The organism is Oceanobacillus bengalensis, from assembly GCF_003628445.1.
Classification (GTDB): Bacteria; Bacillota; Bacilli; order Bacillales; family Amphibacillaceae; genus Oceanobacillus; species Oceanobacillus bengalensis.
On record NZ_RBZO01000065.1, the window covers coordinates 1 to 3362 of the forward strand.

General features: G+C 32.0%; 6 protein-coding genes. All 6 read right to left on the reverse strand.

What is annotated here, in order from left to right:
- Positions 1-300 precede the first annotated feature (300 nt).
- On the reverse strand, positions 301-465 hold the full coding sequence (locus D8M05_RS20365; protein WP_183072876.1) for a hypothetical protein: 165 nt from the start codon (positions 463-465) through the stop codon (positions 301-303).
- A 56-nt stretch (positions 466-521) separates the two neighbouring features.
- Positions 522-704, reverse strand: a complete 183-nt coding sequence (locus tag D8M05_RS19800) for a hypothetical protein (protein ID WP_121134820.1) — start codon at positions 702-704, stop codon at positions 522-524.
- Positions 705-824: 120 nt separating this feature from the next.
- Entirely contained in the window at positions 825-1064 is a 240-nt protein-coding gene (locus D8M05_RS19805; protein ID WP_121134822.1) for a hypothetical protein, read from the reverse strand.
- A 72-nt stretch (positions 1065-1136) separates the two neighbouring features.
- Positions 1137-1457, reverse strand: coding sequence for a hypothetical protein (locus D8M05_RS19810; RefSeq protein WP_245985551.1), 321 nt, complete (start codon positions 1455-1457; stop codon positions 1137-1139).
- Between the two features lie 201 nt (positions 1458-1658).
- Entirely contained in the window at positions 1659-2483 is an 825-nt protein-coding gene (locus D8M05_RS19815; protein ID WP_245985552.1) for a class I SAM-dependent methyltransferase, read from the reverse strand.
- Between the two features lie 216 nt (positions 2484-2699).
- The gene (locus D8M05_RS19820) at positions 2700-3137 is read right to left on the reverse strand and encodes a DUF1878 family protein (RefSeq protein ID WP_121134826.1); all 438 of its coding nucleotides are present in this window, start codon (positions 3135-3137) and stop codon (positions 2700-2702) included.
- Positions 3138-3362 lie beyond the last annotated feature (225 nt).

Below are 3362 nucleotides of genomic sequence, written 5' to 3' on the forward strand. Positions count from 1 at the left end.
GTAACGGGGACGATAGTAAGTTCTTGGCTTGGCATAAAAAAAGCACCTCCTTGAATTGATATGTCTATCTTAACAGGAGGTGTTGGTATTTTTATATGCGTTGTTTGAATACGGGTTTACTCTTGAACTACTTTTAAATACTCATTCCCCACAGTCATTATGTTCCACCCCACTGATTAGTATATAAATTAAAATATCAATTCTTACATTCCACTATAGTTAAAAAGACCGCCATATTGACGATCTTCTTGTTGTGTTAAAGCACCAAATACTTCAAGTATCTTATTTCACAATCTCCGACTAAAACACTTTTCTATTTTTAACCGTTTCAATGTCTTTAGTAATTTGTATGATTTGTTTCTTTAGCCATTTAGACTTTTTAAAACGAAGCAAATACAACATTTTAAATAAATACAGGTCAAATTTAGAAGTACCAATCTTATCTTGATTAGAAATGATATTCATTAGATTACCTCCCCCTGTTCAGCTATTGCCCCCTATAATTGAATAAGCTAAATAAGTTAATTATAGAAATCAGAAAACGACCACACAGCTAGGAAAATACATACTACCCCCCAAGCAGCTATACTCCATATAAACCAAACTTTGCCCTGAACTGTCATTTCGGTAAAAAACTGCATATAAACAAAAAAAATAATCCCAACTACAAGGAAAGCTACTGTTATCCAACCTAATGGTATCAATCCATATCCCTCCTTTTTTATAAAATACTTTTCTCACAGTCAATCCTAAACAATATGGTTTGATTGTTGAATAAACAATAATCTTAACTGTTCCACAATCTCCCGTTTGTAGAACAATACCTATTGATTACAACCACACTCATATTCCTTAAATTTATATTCCCTGTACAATCTTAACGATTTAAAATCACTAGTATCTGATTCATAAATTTTAATTAAGGGAGCAACATCAGTTTTTGCAAATTCCCTTATTTGCTTATCTATATCAAAGGATAAATCTAAAGGATATTCATTCATATCTTCATATAGATTATTATGTTCGCAAACATCATACGTCACTGCAATATAATATCGTGTCATCATATCACCCCAAAATTCACATAAATTGCTCCATTAAGCCTTCAACAACTCTCTCATCAGTTTCTACAATTACTATTCTTGTAAATCATACTCATAAATTGGGTTAATACACTTCAAGATAGATACAATTGCATTATTGTAATCTGACATTTTTTCTATTTCCCTTTTATCATTGAATTCATCTTCAAACTGTACTGCAAGTTTTTTTATTATTTTTATGTACTTATTTACAAATTCATTTTCCTTCATTTCTTTAACATCTGCCAACATTTCATTATAAGCCAGTAATGCACCTTCAACATTATCTTTAAAGTCTGTTTTATCAAATATAGTATTTGTTTTTGTGAAATGTATTTTCCTTTCAATAACATCTACTAAAGTAAATTGTGTCAATTCTTTATTATCAATCGTAATTACCTCCAGCTTGTGCGAGTCCGCATATTGCAGTATTTTTTAATTTTCCTTATTCAAGTATTCTACCAGTTAGCACAAGAAGCGATTGTTCTTGTTAAACAATCGCACCCTATTGTGCAATAAGGAGAATTCGACTTATTGCAGCTCCAGTCGTATGTTTACAAGGCTTAAAATTTTATCTCAGCTTGCACATATAATGAAACTATTTAACGATTGCTCATTGTCATTTGAGGTATTCATGAGTTCATAGTAACTGTTGACCATTGATTGTATCATTGGGGGAGCATCTACGAACTCTTCACGAATGCTATTCGTATAACTTTTCTCCCACTTTGCATCCTGCAAATACATTGCATTAACTGTACCTTGCTTTTCGATATGGAAATCTGCCTTTTCAAGTAATTCTTGAATTTGCATTTTATGAAACAAATTCTGTATATTTCCATCATTATTTACGAAGTTAGAATATATGGCCTGAATGGAAGCTGCACAAAAATGGGAACGCTGAGTTATGTGAGTAAAGTCAAGATCCCATTCAGCAAAGCATATCCGTTTAGCGATTTTTCGCAATTTCTTAAAATAACGGAGTAAATCTTCTGGTCTTTTAAAGTACCAAGAACTATGGGATAACACTGCAATATCAAATACCTCGTTAGAGTCAAATGTGTCAAAATCCATTTCAAAATGAAACGTGATACGTTCTCCCAATGTAGACTTCTTGATCAGGTCTGTTGCCTGCCCCAACGTCAAAGGAGATCCATAATTACGACTGGCAAGATCAATTCCGATAACCTTTCCATCTTTTCCTACTGCGTCAGCTAATGCAACTGTTGTATCGCCTTGGCCACAGCCAATTTCTATTATACTCATACCTTTTTTTATCCTAAATGACTTCACTAAGTCTAATCGATGCTGTAACTGGACTTGCTGAATTTCATCTTCTTCAAATAGCTTGTATGTAGATAAAAACGTTGTTACTGATTCATTTAATTCAATTGATTTCAATGTCCTACCTCCATCCCCAGTTATCATATTATGTTGCAAGGCACTAAAATTCTGTACTTTAAGAGATTTCCTTCTTAAACTAACCAGTTAGTTTAAAATCTTCTACCTAAACACTAACATAATATTCCAAAAATAAAAACGAAATTTTAGCCATAAGAAAAAGGCGATACTACTTGGATCACCTTGTTTAACTCTTGCACCCGTTAGTGAAATTAATTACAGTTCCTCTAACTGGTTCAATAGATCTTCACAAAGATTTTTATGAATTGATTGTTTCTTTAAACTCATGAGTAAATGCTTTGAATTTATTTCCTTATCAGCAAATATAGAATTTAAGTAGTCTCTGAACTCCGCAATATTTGGTAATGCATTTTTATATATGTCATGTACTTCGATTTGATAGGTTTTTAACAACAACTTTAAAGATTCATCTTCTTTAATTGACTCGTGAAAAGAATTACCATAAGTATTATCTTTAGCCTTGTTTAAACGGTATTTAAAAGCCGATAATACCTTTAATAAAGCATTGACTTGACTTTCCTCAAAATCATGGTCTAAAGCATACATAAAAAAAGGAAAATCATCTTCATTAACCATAAATTTAAGTAATTTAATTTGATATTTTAATTGTACAATCTCTTTTTCAATATTCATTTTCCGACCTCTTTATCGAATTAACACAAATTGAAAAGTACAAAACTTTTTAACTACCTGCCCAGTAGTACAATTAATTCTACTTAAAATAGCGTTAATCCCTCTTGATACAGATAGGTAAGGGTTTGAAGTTATCGCTCCCTTTTCCCCCTGTTCACACCGTACGTGCGACTTTCACCGCATACGGCGTTCCAACTAATCCAATTCATTCAATTCTATGTAATA

Bases quoted from the DNA above. Each gene is read 5' to 3' on its own strand.
- D8M05_RS20365 (WP_183072876.1), bottom strand. From the start codon at position 465: ATGAATATCATTTCTAATCAAGATAAGATTGGTACTTCTAAATTTGAC.
- D8M05_RS19805 (WP_121134822.1), bottom strand. From the start codon at position 1,064: ATGACACGATATTATATTGCAGTGACGTATGATGTTTGCGAACATAAT.
- D8M05_RS19820 (WP_121134826.1), bottom strand. From the start codon at position 3,137: ATGAATATTGAAAAAGAGATTGTACAATTAAAATATCAAATTAAATTA.